Here is a 16,612-nt window from a genome sequence, read left to right as displayed (position 1 = left end):
GAGGGAGTGTACTCTTTTGGTACTCGACCGAAAAAGCAGGTGAAATCTAACGTAGCGAGCGGGCAAAAAGGCATAGTATCAACAAACCCTAGGCCAGTCCGCCCAGCAACATATAATGCGTCTCCATATACTCCAGCAGGCCCTCGCTGCTGCCCTCGCGGCCCAGGCCGCTGTACTTCACGCCGCCGAAAGGCGTCTCGGCCGCGGCCAGGGTCGCGTCGTTGACGCCCACCATGCCGTACTGCAGAGCGCCGAACAGCCGCCAGGTCCTGGCCAGATCACGCGTGCAGACATAGGAAGCCAGGCCGTAGCTGGTGTCGTTGGCCAGGGCCACGGCTTCCTCTTCCGTGACAAAAGGCATGACGGCGGCCACGGGCCCGAAGATTTCGCCTTGGAAAACCCGCATGTCCGGCTTCAGGCCCGTGAGCAGGGTGGGCTCGTAAAAATTGCCGCCCAGCGCATGCCTGTGCCCGCCGACCAGCAGACGCGCGCCCTTGGCCTCGGCGTCGCGGACCATGGCGTCCACCCGTTCCACGGCGCGGGCGTTGATCAGCGGGCCCATGTCCGTGTCCGGGTCAAGGCCGTTGCCCACGCGCAGGGCCTTGACCCGTGCGGCGAGCCCGTCCACGAAACGGTCATGGATGCCGCTCTGGACCAGAAAACGGTTAGCGCAGATGCAGGTCTGCCCGGCGTTGCGGAATTTGCTGCCCATGGCCAGATCAAGGGCCTTGTCCAGGTCCGCGTCGTCAAAGACCATAAAGGGCGCGTTGCCGCCCAGTTCCAGGGACATGCGCTTGAGCGTGGGCGCGCAGTCGGCGGCCAGTTGCTTGCCCACCTCCGTGGAGCCGGTGAAGCTGACCTTGCGCACCGTGGGATTGACCGCGATTTCGCCGCCGATGGCCGCCGCGTCGCCGGTCAGCACATTGATGACCCCTGCGGGAATGCCCACGCGCATGCCCAGCTCGGCCAGGGCCAGAGCGCTGTAAGGCGTGCGGCCCGCGGGCTTGACCACGATGGTGCAACCGGCGGCCAGAGCCGGAGCGGCCTTGCGCGGCAACATGGAGAAGGGGAAATTCCAGGGGGTGATGGCCGCGGCCACGCCCACGGGCGCATGCCGGGTAAGAGCCTGGGTGCCCGGACGGAACGACGGGGTGACGTCGCCGCAGACACGGCGGCATTCCTCGGCGAACCAGGGGAAATAGGACGCGCCCTGCAGAATCTCGCCCCTGGCCTCGGCCAGGGGTTTGCCTTCTTCAAGAGTCAGGATTTTGGCCAGATCCTCCAGATTGTCCTTGATGGCCTGTTCCCAGGCCCGCAGGTACGCGCCGCGCTGCAAAGGAGTCAGCGCGCTCCAGGCCGGAAAGGCGGCGGAAGCCGCCGCGACAGCCCGGCGGGTTTCGGCCGCGCCGCATTTGGGCACCGTGCCCAACGGTTCCTCATTGGCCGGATTGGTCACGGCCAGCACGCTGTTGTCGTCCGCGTCGCACCATTGGCCGTTGATCAGGCATTGCCGACGGAACAGGCTCTTGTCGCTCAGTATATCAAGCATGGACATGGGGAAACCTCACGCAATTCAGATTAGGGAACTTCACCCGGGAATGCTCCAACGCCGCGACGCGGCGTGGATTCAGCAGGGAAACGTATTTCCCGGCTGAATGAACAGTTGAAGAAGCGCGGCCCTTCTAAGGGCAATCCGCCCCGGATGCGATCAGAACAGCCGCTGTCCGCCGAGCCAGTGGTGCTTGACGCGCCCGTGCAGGCTCCGGCCCAGAAAGGGCGTGTTGCGGCTTTTGGAATACATGGTCTCCGGGCCGGGCGTCCAGACCTCATCCGGGTCCAGAAGAAAGAAATCCGCCGGGTCGCCGGGCGCGAAGCCGTTCCAGGGCAGGCGGAAGATTTCCGCCGGGCGGCGGCACCAAAGGCGCTGCAGATCGGCCTCGGCCAGCACCCCCTCGCGCACCAGGGCCCAGGTCAGGCTCACGGCCAGGTCCAGGCCGGTGAGCCCGCAGGGGGCTTCGTCCAGGGTGCCTTCCTTTTCATGGGCCGCGTGCGGGGCATGGTCCGTGACCAGAATGTCGATGGTCCCGTCCTTCACGGCCCGGCGCAGGGCCTCGCGGTCCTCGGGGCGGCGCAACGGCGGGCTGACCTTGGCGGCCGTGTTGTAGCCCTCCAGCGCGCTCTCGTCCAAAAGAAGATAGTGCGGGCAGGTTTCGGCGCTGACCTGAACGCCGCGCGCCTTGCCCCAGGCGATGACGTCCACGCTCAGGCTGGAGGAGACATGGGCGATGTGCACGGGCAGATGCAGATATTCGGCCAGCATGACATCGCGCGCGATCTGAACGGCCTCGCCCACGTCCGGCTGGCCCTTGACGCCCAGCAGGCCGCTCACGGCCCCCTCGTTCATCAGCCAGCCTTTGCCCAGGCGGGCGTCCTCACAGTGGTCGATGAAAATCAGGTCCAGATCCGCCGCGTATTCCATGATCCGGCGCAGCAGTTCCGCATTTTCCACCGGGCGGCCGTCATTGGACACGGCCACGCATCCGGCCTGCTTCAGTTCCGCCAGCGGGGCCATTTCCTCGCCCTTGAGGCCCACGCTGGCCGCCGCGATGGGATGCAGGCGCGGCCCGTGCGGATGGCTCTCGCGGGCGCGCTCCAGCATGAAACGGGTCACGGCCGCCGTGTCGTTGACCGGCTTGGTGTTGGCCATGCACATGACCGCGCCGAAACCGCCGTGGGCCGCCGCTTCCAGGCCGGAGGCGATGTCTTCCTTGTACTCGAAACCCGGTTCGCGCAGATGGACATGGGCGTCGATGAAACTGGGCATCAGCGTCAGGCCGTGCGCGTCGAAAATTTCGCAGCCCCCGGGCGCGGCGTGATGGCCCGCCGGGGTCATGGTCAGTATCCTGTCCCCGTCCACCAGAAGGTCCACCGGAGCCTCCAGGTGGCGGGCGTTTTTGATGCAGAGCGTCATGCGTTTCCTCCGTCGTTGCGCGTGGCCAGCAGGTAAAGCACGGCCATGCGCGTGGCCACGCCCGCGGCCACCTGGTCGAGCACCAGGCTGGCGGGCGCGTCGGCAATCTCATGGGAAATTTCCAGGCCCCGGTTCAGGGGGCCGGGGTGCAGCACCTTGGCCTCGGGCCGCGCCAGTTCCAGCTGGGCCGTGCCCAGGCAGAAACGCCGCGAGTATTCCGCCAGATCGGGCAGCAGGCCCGCCTGCTGGCGCTCCAGTTGCAGACGCAGGCACATGACCGCGTCCACGTCGCGCACGGCACGTTTGAGATCGGAAAAGACCTCCACCGGCCAGGTTTCCACCCCGGCGGGCAGCAGGGTGCGCGGCGCGCAGAGCCGGACCTTGACCCCCAGCAGATGCAGCAGACGCACATTGGAGCGGGCCACCCGGCTATGGGCGATGTCGCCCAGGATCAGCAGGGTGCGCCCGGCAAAGCTGTCGCCCCAGACCTGGCGCAGGCTGAAGCAGTCCAGCAGGGCCTGGGTGGGATGGGCGTGCCAGCCGTCGCCGCCGTTGACGACGCCGCAGGGCAGCAGATCGGCCATGAAGGCCGCCGCGCCGCTGCTGGAATGGCGGATGACGATGACGTCCGGCCCCATGGCCTGGAGGGTCAGGGCCGTGTCCTTGAGGCTTTCGCCCTTGTTCAGGCTGGAGCCGGACTTGGCCAGGGAATAGGTGTCGGCGGACAGGCGCTTGCCCGCCACGTCAAAGGAGGTTTTGGTGCGGGTGCTGTTTTCCACAAAAAAGAGCACCACGGTCTTGCCCTTGAGGGTGGGCACCTTCTTGACCGGGCGCCGGTTGATTTCCTGAAAGCTGGCGGCCAGATCCAGCAGATGGCGGACGTCTTCTCCGCTCAGCTGGGTCACGTCCAGCAGGTCCTTGTGCGGCCAATGATAGCGGTTGTCGGTATTCATGGGCGTAGGGACTGAAAGTTAAAAAAAAGCCCCGCTGGGACCAACGGGGGACAGATCGGCACGGGGGCAGGCCGCAACGGCGCAAACTCCGGCGTGCGACCGGGGCGGCGCGACGCATGGGCATCACTCAGCTTCATGGGTGAAAATGTTAGGCGCGCGACGGGCCTTTGTAAAGGAAAAAGTCTGTTGACGCCTCCAAGGGCTTTGTCTAGGTTTGGAACAGTTTTTCACACCCTTGCGCCCACGGCGCGAGGCGCTGGAACGGACGCGCGGCGGGCGCTCCTCGGGCGTCCGCCGGACCGGGCCCTACGCCGCCGGAGGAACGGATCAACCCCTTCGTGCCTGCCCGGAACAATGCACGCAATCATTGCCGCGTCCACGGCATCAGCAGCGGGAGGAAGCGTATGCGGGCCATCGGCATCACCGGCTTCAAAAATTCCGGCAAGACCACGCTCACGGGCCTGTTGGCCACGGCCCTGGAGGGCCTGGGCCGCAAGGTCGCCGTCATCAAATGCACCCACCACGGCCTGGACCTGCCGGGCCGCGACACCAGCAAACTCAGCGCGCCGGGCCGCCCCGTGGCCGCCCTGGGCGAGGACGACGCCGCCATTTTCTGGCGCGGCAAAATAGGCTTCATGGATCTGTTCACCCGGCTTCCGGCGGACATCGTGCTGGTGGAGGGCGGCAAGAACCTCACCTTCCTGCCGCGCGTGCTTTGCCTGCGCGACATACTGGAGGCCCCCATGCTCGCGCCGGAGCTGGCCGTGGGCACCTTCGGCCCGGTCAGCCTGCCGCCCCTGCCCGCTTTTGACGAGAATTCCGTGGAAGAACTGGCCCGCGTGGCCGACGCCAAGGCCTTTGTGCTGGGCGGGCTGGACTGCGGCCTGTGCGGCCGGGAGAACTGCGCGGCCCTGACCAGGGACATTCTGGCCGGAGAAGCCTCTCCCAAGGACTGTCTGGCCCTGACGCCGCCCTCCCTCAACCTGAAAGTCAACGGCCGGGAAGTGCCCCTCAACGACTTTACGGCCCGGATGCTGGAGGGGGGCCTGCGCGGCATGCTCGCGCCGCTCAAGGGTATGGCCGCGGGCACGGTGGAAATTGTTTTGAAATAGAACAAAGCAACGTTGAAAAGTTGCTTCACTCCGACGGCTGCGAAAGCGGACGCCCGCGCCTGACGCCGAGCGGGAGCGCGTTCCCGCCGCCGACCGAGGGCTGGGCCTAAAGCCCCACGGCGTTGAGCCGCCGGATGTTCGCGGGCAAAGCGAACGCGGTGGATATGTACATCCCGGCCGTCAAAACATGGTCCGGCGGCCGGGACACAACGAGCGCGCTGCCGCGCGGGGCCGCCGCGCGGCGGCAATGGTTTGGTCGAGGTTTTTATATTCTTTCAGGAGACGCTGCATGTTCCTTTCTCTCTTGGTCTATCTCTGCTGTGGCGCGGTGGCCGGCGTTCTGGCCGGACTGCTGGGCGTGGGCGGCGGCATCGTCATCGTGCCCATGCTGGTGGCTATTTTTCCCGGACAGGGCGTGCCGCCCGAGTATGTCCAGCAGATGGCCCTGGGCACTTCGCTGGCCAGCATCATGATCACCTCCATTTCCAGCGCGCGGGCCCATAACGCGCGCGGGGCCGTGCATTGGGACATTTTCCGCAACATCACGCCCGGCATTCTGGTGGGCACCTTCGTGGGCGGCCTGGTGGCCACGCACATGCCCACCATGTTTCTGAAAATCTTCTTCATCTGCTTTCTGTTCGTGGTTTCCGCCCAGATGCTTTCCAACTACCGGCCCCCGGCCAGCCGCGACATGCCCGGCGCGCTGGGCACCGCCGGAGTGGGCGGGGTCATCGGTCTGGTCTCCAGCTTTGTGGGCATCGGCGGCGGCACGCTGTCCGTGCCCTTCATGAGCTTCTGCAACGTGCCCCTGCACCATGCCGTGGGCACCTCGGCGGCCATCGGCTTTCCCATTGCCGTGGCCGGCACCCTGGGCTACATCATCGGCGGCTGGGGCAGGCCCGACCTGCCCGCACTTTCCCTGGGCTTCGTGAATCTCTGGGCCCTGCTCGGCCTGGCCGCCGCCAGCTATCTCACCGCGCCCCTGGGGGCCAAGCTGTCCCATGCCCTGCCCACGGCCAAGCTCAAGCGCGGCTTTGCGGTTTTTCTGATCCTGGTGGCCTTGAAGATGCTCTGGGGCATCCTGTAATAGCAACGCATGAAGCTGTATACCTACAATCAAAAACTGGCCGAATCGGTCTGGTGGAACCTGCTCTGGATGACCCTGGGCTCGCTCCTGATGACCATCTGCATTCAGAGCGTGGCCGCGCCCCATGACTTCCTGGCCGGTGGCGTCATGGGCGTGGCCCTGCTCGTGGCCTACTGGACCGGCACCCTCACGCCCCTGCTCTGGTACATGCTGATCTGCCTGCCCATCTATATCGGGGGCTGGTTCTTCGTGGGGCGGCGCTTCCTGCTCTACACGGCCTACGGCACGCTCTGCACCACGGTGTTCGGCATGTTCATCACCTTCCAGATCCCGCTCTCCACCGAGGTTTACGCCGCCGTGGTAGGCGGCGTGCTGCACGGCGCGGCCGGAGGCATCATGCTGCGCACTCTGGGCAGCGGCGGCGGCACTGACATTGTCGCGGTGCTGCTCAAGGAGCGCTGGAACATCCCCATCGGCCAGTTCAACTTCATCTTCAACGTCCTGCTGTTCCTGACGGGCGCCTTCCGCCTTTCCCTGGACCTCATCGTGGCCTCCATGCTGATGATGTTCATCTCCTCCAATGCCCTGGAATACGTGCTGGGCATGTTCAACCGGCGCAAGCTGGTGATGATCATTTCCGACCACGGCGAGGAGATCAGCGAGGCCATTCTGGTTACCGAGCGTTTCGGCGCGACCATGCTGCGCGGCAAGGGGGCCTATTCCGGCTCGGACCGCGAGATTCTGCTCACCGTCACCAACAACGTGTCGCTCAAGCGCCTGGAAAATCTGGTCTACGCCATTGATTCCCACGCGCTCTTCATTGTGGAAAACACCTTTTACGTTTCCGGCGGCCAGTTCGCCCGCCGGGGCCGCTGACCGAGGCCCGCCGTGCCCGCCTCCGTCCTGGCCATCCGGGCCAGAACCATTGTGCCCCTGACCGGCGAAAGTCCGGCCCGGGGCGCGCGGCTTTTCGCGGCCCTGAAAAAAATCGACAACGCCGTGCTGCTGGTGCGCGACGGCCTGGTGGAAGACGTGCTGCCCTGGAAGAACGCCCGCCTGCCCGCAGGCGCGCGGGTGCGCGACGTGGGGCCGGTCTGCCTGGTCCCGGCCTGCATCAATGCCCATGCCCACATCCAGCTTTCCTATCTGGCCGGGCGCACGCTCTGGGGCAAGGGCTTCACGGCCTGGCTTGCCAGCATGATTCCCCAGCTGGGCGCGTCAACAGCCGCCGAAGTGGCCGCGGCCGCGGAAAGCGCCTGCGAAAGCCTGGCCGCTACCGGAGCCCTGCACGTAGGGGATGTGGCCGGTTCCCTGCGGGGCGGCGTGGCTCTGGTGGACCGGGCCTGCCGCGAGGCCGGAGTGGGAGTGAGCCATTTCTGCGAATGGTTCGGCTTCGGGCCGCCCTTTATCGACGGCGAGCGCCCCTGGCCGCCGCGCTGCCGCGACGAACTGGCGGCGGACCCGGCCCTGGCCGGGCGCTGCGCTCCGGCCGGACATGCCCTGTACTCCACCGCGCCGGAGGTGCTGCGCGCCGCGCGGGACCACTGCGCCCGGCACAACACGGTTTTCAGCTTTCATCTGGCGGAATCGCCGGAAGAAACCCGGCTGCTGACCAGCGGAGACGGTCCCCTGTACGACTGCTACGCGGGCACGGTGCTGCCCGAGGGCTGGCGGCCGCCGGGCATGCGGCCCCTGGCCTACGCGGCCGGCCTCGGCCTGCTGGGACCGGGCGCGCTGGCCGTGCACGGCGCGCAACTGGATGCCCAGGAAGTGGAAGTGCTGGCCGCCGGGGGCACGGCCCTCTGCCTCTGCCCGCGCTCCAACCGCAATCTGGGCGTGGGCGCGCCGCCGGTGCGCGCCCTGATGGAAAGCGGCGGCCTGCTCTGCCTGGGCACGGACGGCCTGACGTCCAATACCGACCTGGACGTGCGCCAGGAGGCCGTCTATCTGCGCGAAAGCCTGGACGTGCCGCCCGAGGCCCTGGTGCGCCTGCTCACGGTCAACGGCGCGGCGGCGCTGGGCCTGGGCGGGTCCGGGGCGGGCCGCCTGACGCCGGGCGCGCCTGCCAATTTCTGCCTGCTGCCCGAGGCCCTGACCTATTAGGCTCAGCCCCCATTAAAAGCGCCTACTCAGAGCCTGGCAGGGTAACCGTCTCATACTTGCACACCACGCGGCGGGATGTACCATTCACACTGTTCGCCCGTCCGGCGATCCGCTGACGCCGCGAACATTTCCCTTGCCGCCGGTCCCAGGCAGGGATAGGATTCTTTCATGGGGATGGAGTTCCCCTTGAACCGCATGCTGTGCTGATGACTCCTGCCTGACAAATGTCGGCGGGAGTCATTTTTATTTGCCGTGGCGCCCCTCCCCGCCGGACATGGCAAAAAAAAGGATGGGCGGCGCGGCTTGTTACTGCAAAAAGGGGGGAACGGACATGTTGTCACGTTTGCGGAATGCGTCGCCGGCGGTTGTCTTTGTCGTGCTCATGGGCATTGTCAGTCTGTTCGCGGACATGACCCACGAAGGGGCACGCAGCATTTACGGGGCATATCTTCCCCTGCTCGGCGCTTCGGCCACCGCACTCGGCTTTGCCACCGGCTTCGGCGAATGCATCGGCTATGCGCTCAGGCTCGCGACCGGAATCATCGCCGACAAGACAAAACACTATTGGGGGATGACCATGCTGGGGTACGGCGTCAACATGGTCGCCATTCCCTTTCTGGCGCTCGTGCCGGAAAACGGCTGGTTCTGGGCCTGCCTGCTGATCATTCTGGAACGCACCGGTAAAGCCATACGCCAGCCCGCTAAAAATACGCTTCTCTCCTTTGCGGCCACCCGGGTAGGCGTGGGCAAGGCTTTTGCCGTGCAGGAATTTCTCGATCAAATAGGCGCGTTTCTGGGGCCGGTATTCCTGTTCGGCATTCTCTGGTTCAAGAGCGACGCCGAACCGCGGACGGCCTACGCGCTCTGCTTCGCGGCCCTGGGCATCCCGGCGCTTTTGACCATGGCCTGGCTCTTCCTGGCGCGCCGGCATTTCCCGGACCCGGGACATTTTGAAGAGGCGGGCGCACGGCAAAATAGCGGCGCGAACCGGAGCGGGTTTCTTCTCTACATATTCGGGATCATGTTTTTCGCTTTGGGATTTGTGGATTTTCCTCTGATCACGCTGCATGTTTCCCGCCAGAACGTCATCCAGGGCGACGCACTGCCCCTGCTCTACGCGCTGGCCATGCTGGCGGACGCCTTCGCCGCGCTGCTCTTCGGCTGGCTCTATGACCGCTTCCGCTTCAAAACCCTGATTTTTTCCGGCCTCATGGCGGCATTTTTCCCCATATTCGTGTTTTGCTCCGCCTCTCTCGGGAGCATCCTTGTCGGCGTCGCGCTGTGGGGTATCGGTATGGGCGCGCAGGAATCCATCCTCAAGGCCGCCGTGGTGACGCTTACATCCAAGGAAAAACGCTCCACCAACTTCGGCATTTTCGAATCCTGTTTCGGTCTGAGCTGGTTTCTGGGCAGTTGGCTGATGGGCTGGCTATACGATATGCAACCGGCGTATCTGGCGGCGTTTTCCGTGGCAGCGCAGCTCTGCGCGCTTCCCCTGTATCTGGGCGTCAGCATGAAAAACAGGCCGTGACGGCGGACTTCCCGCGCGTGCCCGCAACAGGCGGACCGCACGGTTTACTTTTTCATCCCACCGGATATATTCAAGGCAACGGGGATGGGGTCCCCCATAAAACCGCATTCGTTGATGACTCCTGCCAGCGCTTCGGCGGCGGCGGGAGAATATTGTGCAAGGAGCCGCGCCAGGCAGGGCGCGGCTCCTTTTTCGTTATGCAATCACCATGAAGGAGGACACCATGACGTTCCAGATTGCCACAGTGACAGCTATGGAGATTCTTGATTCGCGAGGCAATCCCACTGTCGAGGTGGAACTTGTATCCGATGCGGGCCTGCGCGCGCGGGCCGCCGTCCCCTCCGGCGCGAGCACGGGCACGCGGGAGGCCGTGGAACGGCGCGACGGCGACAAACAACGGTTCGGGGGCAAAGGGGTGTCTGGCGCCGTGGCGGCGGTCTGTGGTGAAATATGCTCCGCCGTGCGGGGCATGGATTGCCGGGATCAACGCGGCATTGACAACACTCTCGTCACTCTGGACGGCACGGCGAACAAATCGCGCCTGGGGGCCAACGCCCTGCTCGGCGTTTCCCTGGCGGTCTGCCGCCTGGCGGCCCTGTCGGCCGGCCTCCCGCTCTACGCCTATCTGGGCGGCACCGGAGCCAGCCTCATGCCCGTGCCCTGCATGAACATCCTGAACGGCGGGGTGCATGCCCGCTGGCAAGGGGCGGATTTTCAAGAGTACATGATCGCTCCTCTGGGCGCGCCTTCCCTGCGCGACGCCGTGCGCTGGGGCAGCGAAGTCTATCAGGCCCTGCGGAACGTGTTGCTGGATCGCGGCCTTTCCGCCGGAGTGGGAGACGAAGGGGGTTTCGCCCCCTCGGTTTCCTCCAACCGGCAGCCGCTGGAACTGATCCTCCGGGCTGTGGAAAAAGCCGGTTACCGGCCGGGCGAAGATATCGCCGTCTGCATGGACCCGGCGGCCACAGCCTTTCACAGGGACGGGCTCTATCATCTCAGGACGGAGAAACGCGCTCTCAGCGCTGAAGAAATGACGGAATACTATGCCGCCATTCTGCGGGATTTTCCCGTGGTTCTGCTGGAAGACGGTCTGGCCGAGGACGACTGGGACGGCTGGGCCATGCTCTGCAACACGCTGGGGCGTCATGTGGAACTGGTGGGCGATGATATTTTCGTCACCAACGTCCGCTATATCGAGCGAGGCATTAAAGAGCATACCGCCAATGCGGCGCTGATCAAACTCAACCAGATCGGCACGCTCAGCGAAACCATCGACGCCGTGCGGCTCTGCCGGCGCAACGGCTGGGGCGCTTTTGTCTCACACCGAAGCGGAGAAACCGTGGACAGCTTCATTGCCGACATGACCGTGGCCCTGGAAACGGGGCATTTGAAAACCGGCGCTCCCTGCCGGGGCGAACGGGTGGAAAAATACAATCAACTCATGCGGATTGAACGCGCCTTGGGGGCAAGCGCCGTTTACGCCGGGAAAAACGCTTTTGTCGCAACCCGTTAGACGCACGGGCAGACCATTCTTTTTCGAGGGGAGCTGTCACAGATGATCAAATCCATACTGGCCGTGTGCGTCGGGGCATCCGGGGGAGCCACACTTCGCTGGTTGCTCGGCCTCGCGCTCAATTCCGTATTTCCGGTGATACCCTTGGGAACATTGGCGGCCAACCTGCTCGGAAGCTACTGCATGGGAGCGGCGCTGGGCATTTTTTACACATTTCCCCTGGCCCCGGAATGGCGCTTGCTCTGCATCACCGGCTTTTTGGGCGCGTTGACCACCTTTTCCACGTTTTCGGCGGAAGTCGCGACGCTGTTGCAGGCCCAGCGTTTCGGCTGGGCCTGCGGCGCAATCACCTTGCATGTGGGCGGTTCGCTGCTGATGGTTTTTCTGGGCATGGGTTCCTTCGCCCTGGTCAGGCGTCTCTTTTAGAAGGCTCAATATCTGAATCCGTCATAAGCGCGTCCGGGATTTCCCCAAGAGTCTGCAGGAGCAGGCCGGCTTTCCTAAAGATAAACGGCTCTGCAAGGAGACAAGACCATGCACGGCTATCAATTGGTTTTCTTCACGCAACTGAAGCGCACACACGGATTGCTCAGCATCGCGGAGTGGCTGACGAAAGAGGCGAAACAACTGGGCGTGAGCGGCGTGACCGTCAGCGTGGCCCAGGGCGGCTACGGACGCGACGGGAAATACCAGTCCGCGCGTTTCTTTGAAACAGGAGAGCAGCCCATTGAAGTGACCATGGCGCTCAGCGCGGACAAAACGGACGAGCTTTTTACCCGGATCAGCAAAGAAGGGCTGAAGGTTTTCTATATGAAAACCCCCATTGAATACGGCATTACCGGAGAGGAATGAAACCAGTGGATAAACCCGTTTTTCTGCTTCTGGAGTTTCCTCCGGACGAAGCGGCGGATGCTGACCCCGCATTGGCGGCGGCATGGAACATGCCCGGCTTTGATCGACGCTTTCTACCCGAAAGACGGGCGACATTGCGCCTGCCGCTGGAAAAAGCGGCAGCCTGGCGCGACAGCCTGTTCGAACTTTGGGAAATGGTTCGTTTGCGGCCCGGGGCCGCGTTGCGTGTCAACAACGCGGACGTGGACGATAACGGCCTGAAAGATGTGTTGCACGTCCATGATTGCTCGCGCGGCCATACGGATGCAAAACATTGTTCGCCGTTGCACGGCTGGGACTGGGGCTGTCTGTTTCTCGCCCATATGCTCCCCGAAGCCCGTGAAACGGATGGGGACGCATTGCGGGCACGGCTGGAAAAGGAGGCCGCGCGGCTTCATCTCACGCTTTGCCCGCATTTCTCGGCCGATGTCCTGGCGGCAAAGGCGGCGGAAATCTGCCGCAGTCCCGGCCGGAACCCCGCATCCCCAAAGCCCGCGCCCGACATTCGGAGCACGTCCGGGGCCGGAGAGAAACAGGCGGAAAAAACACGCGTGCGGCCCGCACGCTATGCCGATATCGGCGGACTCGACGATGCGGTGCGGGCATTACGCGAAGAGGTGGAGCTCCCTTTGCGGCACCCTGAAATACTGCGCCATCTCGGCATCATGCCGTCCAGGGGCTGCCTGCTGCATGGCCCGCCCGGCTGCGGCAAAACGCTTTTGGCCAGAGCCCTGGCCACGGAAAGCAGCGCTGCCTTCATCCCGATCAACGGGCCTGAACTGGTGACCAAATGGCATGGCGAATCCGAGGAAAAACTCAGAGATGTTTTCGCGCGGGCACAGAAGGCGCAACCGGCAATTATTTTTTTCGATGAGATTGACGCCATTGCGCAATCCCGCTCTTCCGCCGAAAGTCTGCGCCTTGACGCCAAGTTTACCGCGCAGTTGCTGACGCTGATGGACGGCGTTCAGGATGGGGGGAGGGTTTTTATCCTGGGCGCGACCAACCGCCTGGACCTGTTGGACTCCGCCTTGCTACGCCCGGGCCGTTTTGACAAAATCATCCCCATTGGCAGACCCGATGCCGGAGGACGCGCGAAAATCCTTGCCATCCATGCGCGTGGTCTGCCTCTGGCGAATTCAGTGGATTTTTCCGCCATGGCCGCGCGTCTGGCCGGATATACGGGCGCTGAACTGGCTTTCCTCGTGCGGGAAGCCGCCTATGCCGCATTGCGCAGGATGATGCCTCTGGACATGCTGCTCCGTTCCAGCGAAAGAATCCCGGACGAAAGCCTGCAGAGCATCCGTGTTACCCGAGAGGATTTCACAAATGCCCTGCGCGTGCTTCGCAAACGTCCGCCGCAAGAGAGGAAAGCAGCGGAAGCGCGTCAAACGCCATACCGGACGCGTCCGGCATAAAGACCTTGTCATGGGCCGGTCTTGCTGGCATCATTCCCGGACAGCATATCCGTTTTTTCACCAAACCACGCTAAGAAGGACATCATGAGCGAGGAAGTTCTGGATTGGAAGGAAGCCATTGCCCGCGTGCTCAACAAACGCGACCTGTACGTCAAGCTGTTGCAAAAATTCATTGAGACGGAGCGGGACAGCCCGGCCAAGGTGGAACAGGCCCTGAAAAACGGCGATACGGAAACCGCCCGCCAGCTGGTGCACAGCACCAAGGGCGCGGCCGCCAATTTGGGGGCCAAGGCTCTGGCCGCCGCCGCTCTGGAACTGGAGATGGCCATCAAGGCCGGTGCGGACACAGGTCCGGCCATGAACCATTTTGACTCCGCCGTAACGGATACGCTGGTGACCATGTCGGCCTTTATGAGCCAGTAGCGCGCTGTTGCGCGCACAACGATTTTCGGCATTATCCGCAAAGAGCCCCGGCCTTGACCCGCCGGGGCTCTTTTATAACCATATGCCATGTAACTGCTGCTCTCGCAGCCTCGCGCTACGAAGCCGTAAGTTCAATTCATTTGCGCCGGTTATGCGTCTGCCCTGCCGCCGCGATCCAGCACGCGCAGGGCCACGGCCTCGGCCAGATGTTCGGCGCTGATGCGCCCGGCTCCGGCCAGATCCGCAATGGTCCGGGCCAGACGCAGCACGCGGGTGTAGGCCCGCGCGGAAAGGCCCAGACGGCGCATGGCCGCCTCCATCAGGCTGTGCCCGGCCGCATCCAGGGCGCAATGCCGTTCCAGCAGCCCGCCGGAGAGTTCCGCGTTGCAGCGCGGCGCGAGCCCGGCGAAACGCTCTTCCTGCACGGCGCGCGCGGCCAGCACGCGGGCCCGCATTTCGGCCGAGGAGACGCCGCCTTCCGTGGCGCGCAAATCCGCATAGGGCACGGCAGGCACTTCCACATGCAGATCAATGCGGTCCAGCAGCGGACCTGAGAGTTTGTTGCGATAGCGGGCCAGTTGCTCCGGTCGGCAGGTGCAGGCATGCGCGGGATCGCCGTGATAGCCGCAGGGGCAGGGATTCATGGCCGCCACCAGCATGCAGGCCGCCGGATAGGTGATGCTCTGGGCCGCGCGGGCCACGGTCACCACGCCGTCTTCCAGGGGCTGTCGCAGCGCCTCCAGGGCGGGCTTGTTGTATTCCGGCAACTCGTCCAGAAAAAGCACTCCGCGATGGGCCAGGCTGACCTCGCCGGGCCGGGACTGCCTGCCGCCGCCCACCAGGGCCACGTCCGAAACCGTATGATGCGGTGAGCGGAAAGGACGCGCGGCCACCAGGCCCGCGTCCGGCTGCAGATGGCCCGCCACGCTGTAGATTTTGGTGACTTCCAGGGCCTCTTCAAAGGAAAGAGGCGGCAGGATGGTGGGCAGGCGTTGGGCCAGCATGGTTTTGCCGCTGCCCGGCGGCCCGATCAGCAGCAGATTGTGCCCTCCGGCGGCGGCCACTTCCAGAGCGCGCTTGGCGGCTTGCTGACCTTTGACCTCCGCGAAATCCGGCATGGGGAAGGACGGTTGCGCGGGAGGCGCGCCCGGTTGCCGGGCTTCCAGGGCTTCGGCTCCGGCCAGAAAGGCCGCGCACTGGGCCAGATCGCGCGGTGCGTAGACCTGAAGGCCGCGCACCACGGCGGCTTCCGCCGCATTGTCCGGCGGGGCCACCAGACCGGCGGCCTCACGCCGCCGGGCCAGAATGGCCAGAGGCAGCACGCCGCGCACGGGCTTGAGGGCCCCGGTCAATGAAAGTTCGCCGATAAAAAACAGGCCCCGCACCCTGTCCACGGGGATCAGACCGGCGGCGGCCAGCAGACCCACGGCCAGCGGCAGATCGTAGCCGGTTCCGGCCTTGCGCCGCCCGGCCGGGGCCAGGTTGACCGTGATCCGCGCCGGGGGCAGCCGGAAATTGCAGGCTCGGAGCGCGGCAAAGACGCGGTCCCTGGCCTCGCGCACCTCGGTTTCGGCCAGACCCACCAGGCTGAAGCCCGGCAGACCCTGGCGGACGTAATCCACCTCGACTTCCACCGGAAAGGCGTCCACCCCTTCGAGGCCGCCGCTGTACAGGCGAATCACCATAGCCGCGCCATCAGCGCCGAGCCGGAGCAATGTAACATTGAAGTTAATCCGCCCTTGGAGCTGTTTCTAAATAAGGATGTTCGCTCTCCGCCAAGGAAGGCGAGTCCTGGGCGGAGGGAGTGTATTCAAACCCGACCTTCGCACGGGGCGAGCCTGACGTCGGCAGAGGGCGAAAGGGCAATTTAGAGACAGCTCCTAGTGGATCTGCTGCCCGATGCGTCCCCAGCGGATATCGTCCAGCCCGCCCCAGGACCAGTAGATGCGCCAGGCCTTGGCCCGGATGGCGCTGCGGTCCACAAAGCCCCAGAAACGGGAGTCCAGCGAATTGTCACGGTTGTCGCCCATGACGAAGTATTTGCTGGGCGGCACGGTGACCGGCCCGTAATTGTCCCGAACGGGTTCGACGCCGTCAGGATCCGCAAAGCGGATGTAGGATTCCTTTACGGGCTGGCCGTTGCGATAGAGCTGCTTGTTGCGCACCTCAATGACGTCGCCGGGCACGCCGATGATCCGCTTGATATAGTCCACGCTGGGATCATTGGGGTACTTGAAGATGATGACGTCGCCCCTGGCCGGATCGTCGCCCTTGTAGACATAGGTGTCGGTAAAGGGGATTTTGATCCCGTAGGCGAATTTGCTGGCCAGCAGATGGTCGCCCACCAGCAGGGTCTGAAGCATGGATTCCGAGGGGATCTTGAAGGCCTGCACCACAAAGGTGCGGATCACCAGGGCCAGGACCAGAGCTACCAGCAAGGCTTCACCGTATTCACGCCAGAGCGGTTTCTTGGGGCGCGCTTTTTGTTGCAGCAGGGTGGGTTTCATAGCGATTCCTTGTTCAGGGCGGATTCCGGGATGCGCCTCCCGGCGGACGGGAGTCCGCAGTATGCCGTGATGTTCTTCCGATGGCAAGCCGCCGTCGCGCGCA

At 64.4% G+C, this 16,612-nt stretch carries 15 protein-coding genes and 2 riboswitches; of the genes, 10 read left to right on the top strand and 5 right to left on the bottom strand.

All coding sequences use genetic code 11. From position 1 onward, the window contains the following. Positions 1-88: 88 nt before the first annotated feature. The 3 genes from AXF13_RS15585 to AXF13_RS15575 all read right to left on the bottom strand — a co-directional run bounded on the left by AXF13_RS15585 (position 89) and on the right by AXF13_RS15575 (position 3,924). Complete coding sequence (locus tag AXF13_RS15585; protein WP_062254611.1) at positions 89-1,555, bottom strand: NAD-dependent succinate-semialdehyde dehydrogenase; 1,467 nt, start codon at positions 1,553-1,555, stop codon at positions 89-91. Positions 1,556-1,708: 153 nt separating this feature from the next. After that, positions 1,709-2,971, bottom strand: a complete 1,263-nt coding sequence (locus tag AXF13_RS15580; RefSeq protein ID WP_062254608.1) for a dihydroorotase — start codon at positions 2,969-2,971, stop codon at positions 1,709-1,711. Then, positions 2,968-3,924, bottom strand: a complete 957-nt coding sequence (locus AXF13_RS15575; protein WP_008682332.1) for an aspartate carbamoyltransferase catalytic subunit — start codon at positions 3,922-3,924, stop codon at positions 2,968-2,970. Before AXF13_RS15575 ends, AXF13_RS15580 begins: the two co-directional genes overlap by 4 nt. Before the next feature lie 404 nt (positions 3,925-4,328). Here AXF13_RS15575 and AXF13_RS15570 point away from each other — a divergent pair, with 404 nt between their 5' ends. The 10 genes from AXF13_RS15570 (at position 4,329) to AXF13_RS15525 (ending at position 14,002) form a co-directional block, all read left to right on the top strand. Beyond that, positions 4,329-5,036 (top strand): molybdopterin-guanine dinucleotide biosynthesis protein MobB, encoded by a 708-nt coding sequence (locus AXF13_RS15570; RefSeq protein WP_062254606.1) that lies wholly within the window; start codon positions 4,329-4,331, stop codon positions 5,034-5,036. 289 nt (positions 5,037-5,325) lie between these two features. Then, positions 5,326-6,123 carry a sulfite exporter TauE/SafE family protein gene (locus tag AXF13_RS15565; protein ID WP_008682334.1) on the top strand — a complete coding sequence of 266 codons (798 nt, stop codon included), beginning with the start codon at positions 5,326-5,328 and terminating at the stop codon, positions 6,121-6,123. Between the two features lie 9 nt (positions 6,124-6,132). Beyond that, the gene (locus AXF13_RS15560; RefSeq protein ID WP_008682335.1) at positions 6,133-6,999 is read left to right on the top strand and encodes a YitT family protein; all 867 of its coding nucleotides are present in this window, start codon (positions 6,133-6,135) and stop codon (positions 6,997-6,999) included. Between the two features lie 12 nt (positions 7,000-7,011). Further along, positions 7,012-8,226, top strand: coding sequence for an amidohydrolase family protein (locus tag AXF13_RS15555; RefSeq protein ID WP_062254604.1), 1,215 nt, complete (start codon positions 7,012-7,014; stop codon positions 8,224-8,226). A 161-nt stretch (positions 8,227-8,387) separates the two neighbouring features. Next, a riboswitch (Fluoride riboswitch) is annotated at positions 8,388-8,449 on the top strand. A gap of 108 nt (positions 8,450-8,557) precedes the next feature. Further along, positions 8,558-9,757, top strand: coding sequence for an MFS transporter (locus AXF13_RS15550; protein WP_150116207.1), 1,200 nt, complete (start codon positions 8,558-8,560; stop codon positions 9,755-9,757). 71 nt (positions 9,758-9,828) lie between these two features. Beyond that, a riboswitch (Fluoride riboswitch) is annotated at positions 9,829-9,888 on the top strand. A 92-nt stretch (positions 9,889-9,980) separates the two neighbouring features. Next, positions 9,981-11,270 carry a phosphopyruvate hydratase gene (eno, locus tag AXF13_RS15545; protein WP_062254602.1) on the top strand — a complete coding sequence of 430 codons (1,290 nt, stop codon included), beginning with the start codon at positions 9,981-9,983 and terminating at the stop codon, positions 11,268-11,270. Between the two features lie 42 nt (positions 11,271-11,312). Beyond that, positions 11,313-11,696 (top strand): fluoride efflux transporter CrcB, encoded by a 384-nt coding sequence (gene crcB / locus AXF13_RS15540; protein ID WP_062254601.1) that lies wholly within the window; start codon positions 11,313-11,315, stop codon positions 11,694-11,696. Positions 11,697-11,804: 108 nt separating this feature from the next. Beyond that, positions 11,805-12,122: a DUF190 domain-containing protein gene (locus tag AXF13_RS15535; protein ID WP_062254599.1), complete on the top strand. Its 318-nt coding sequence runs from the start codon at positions 11,805-11,807 to the stop codon at positions 12,120-12,122. Between the two features lie 5 nt (positions 12,123-12,127). Then, on the top strand, positions 12,128-13,579 hold the full coding sequence (locus AXF13_RS15530) for an ATP-binding protein (RefSeq protein WP_190276362.1): 1,452 nt from the start codon (positions 12,128-12,130) through the stop codon (positions 13,577-13,579). 84 nt (positions 13,580-13,663) lie between these two features. Then, positions 13,664-14,002, top strand: a complete 339-nt coding sequence (locus AXF13_RS15525) for an Hpt domain-containing protein (RefSeq protein WP_062254595.1) — start codon at positions 13,664-13,666, stop codon at positions 14,000-14,002. Between the two features lie 149 nt (positions 14,003-14,151). On the opposite strand, the gene AXF13_RS15520 is transcribed toward AXF13_RS15525, so the two are convergent. Together AXF13_RS15520 and lepB are read right to left on the bottom strand one after the other, a co-directional pair. After that, a complete protein-coding gene (locus AXF13_RS15520) occupies positions 14,152-15,687 on the bottom strand; it encodes a YifB family Mg chelatase-like AAA ATPase (RefSeq protein WP_062254594.1) in 1,536 nt (511 codons plus the stop codon). A 195-nt stretch (positions 15,688-15,882) separates the two neighbouring features. Then, complete coding sequence (lepB, locus tag AXF13_RS15515) at positions 15,883-16,509, bottom strand: signal peptidase I (protein WP_062254592.1); 627 nt, start codon at positions 16,507-16,509, stop codon at positions 15,883-15,885. Between the last annotated feature and the right edge of the window lie 103 nt (positions 16,510-16,612).

The sequence above is a fragment of the Desulfovibrio fairfieldensis genome (assembly GCF_001553605.1).
In the GTDB taxonomy this organism is placed as follows: domain Bacteria; phylum Desulfobacterota; class Desulfovibrionia; order Desulfovibrionales; family Desulfovibrionaceae; genus Desulfovibrio; species Desulfovibrio fairfieldensis.
Note: the sequence above shows the minus strand (reverse complement) of the source record. Positions and strands in the feature narration are given on the sequence as shown.